The organism is Streptomyces sp. JJ36, from assembly GCF_021696945.1.
Classification (GTDB): Bacteria; Actinomycetota; Actinomycetes; order Streptomycetales; family Streptomycetaceae; genus Streptomyces.
In genome coordinates this window covers 1-1564 of the sequence record NZ_JACYHE010000161.1, presented here as the reverse complement: position 1 = coordinate 1564, position 1564 = coordinate 1, and the positions used below count along the sequence as shown (strand labels likewise).

At 79.5% G+C, this 1564-nt stretch carries 1 protein-coding gene; it reads right to left on the bottom strand.

Going from position 1 to position 1564, the window contains the following annotated elements; translation table 11 throughout:
- Positions 1 to 136: 136 nt before the first annotated feature.
- On the bottom strand, positions 137 to 1468 hold the full coding sequence (locus HOY81_RS26975; RefSeq protein WP_237323332.1) for a sugar transferase: 1332 nt from the start codon (positions 1466 to 1468) through the stop codon (positions 137 to 139).
- Positions 1469 to 1564 lie beyond the last annotated feature (96 nt).

Here is a 1564-nt window from a genome sequence, read left to right as displayed (position 1 = left end):
CCGGAGCGCGGTGCGGGCACGCCCGGGGGGTGCGGCCGGCCGGCGGTGCGGGTCTCCGCGCTGCGGGCGGGGCCCGGCACGGCGGTGCGGGCCGGCTCGGCGGGGCCTGCGGCGAGACGGGGTTCGGCGGTCAACGCTAGCTGCCTCCCAGCCGGAACACCGAGCCGGCGGTACGCAGCAGGATCAGCAGGTCCTGCCAGAGCGACCAGGTGTCGATGTAGTGGTTGTCGAAGCGGGCCCGGTCCTCGATCGAGGTGTCGCCGCGCAGTCCGTGCACCTGGGCGAGCCCGGTGATGCCCGCAGGCATCCGGTGGCGGGCGGCGTAACCGGGGTGGTCCTGGCCGAACCGCTGCACGAAGTACGGGCGTTCCGGGCGGGGCCCGACGAGGCTCATGTCGCCCCGCAGGACGTTCCACAGCTGCGGCAGTTCGTCCAGGGACGTCCGGCGGAGCAGCCTGCCGACCGCGCTCATCCGGCGGTCGCCGGCGACGTTCCAGCGGGTGGCGGACTCGTGGGGGTCGGCGGGGCGCAGGGTGCGGAACTTCAGCATCACGAAGAGGCGGCCCCCGGCGCCCACGCGTTCCTGCCGGAAGAGCACGCCGGGGCCGTCGGCGAGACGTACGGCCAGGGCGCAGGCGAGCAGCAGCGGCGCGGCGGTCACCAGGGCGGCGGCGGCCACGACGGTGTCGAGCGCCCGCTTGCCGGCGCGGGCGATGCAGCGGGGCGGCGCGGGGTGGTGGACCCGGCAGGCGAAGCCCCACAGGTGCGGGGCGGCGGCCGGTCCCGTGCCCGGCTCCGGCGGGTGGCCGTGGCCGCGGGGGGCGTCCACGAACCAGACGGTGCAGCCCAGGCCGGTGAAGAGCTCGGCGAGTCCGGCGAGGCCGGCCTCCTCCGCGGTCCACGGCCGGGAGCCGCCCGGCTCGCGGGTGGTGCCGCTCGCGCCGGGGGCGCCGCCCCGGAGGAGCACGGCGTCGCACGCCGCGTTCTGCACGACGGCCCGGGTGATCTCCGCGGCGGAGCCGAGCACGGGCACCGGGAACGCCGCGCCCGCCTCCCGCGCGTCCCCGCCGGGTCCGGCGCTCACCAGGCCCACCGGGCGCAGACCGTACTCGGGATGCGCGTAGAGCACGCCGGTGAGCTGCCGCAGCGCGGAGCCGCCGCCCGCGACCAGTGCCGGGCGCGGGCGGCGGCGGTTGCGTGCCCGGCGCCGCGCGTGCACGGCGCCGCGGGCGCCGCAGGCCAGCAGGGCGTGCACGGCCGGCAGCGGCAGCAGCACCGCCCGGGGAAGGGTGACGCCGGGCAGCGCGGCGACCAGCACGGTGCAGGCGACGCACCAGGAGAGCAGCACGGCGCAGAGCACCCGGGGCAGCTCCGCGAGGGCGCCGGACGGCGGGCCGGGCCGGTAGAGGCCGCTGCGGGCCTGTACGGCGACCAGGGTGAGCAGCGCGGCCGCCGCCCCGAGCGGCAGGGCCCACCACGGGCCGGGCACCACCCGGCCGCCGAGCCAGACGCCCGCGCCCGCGGTGAGCCCGGCCGCGCCGGCCGCCGCCAGGCAGTCCGCGGC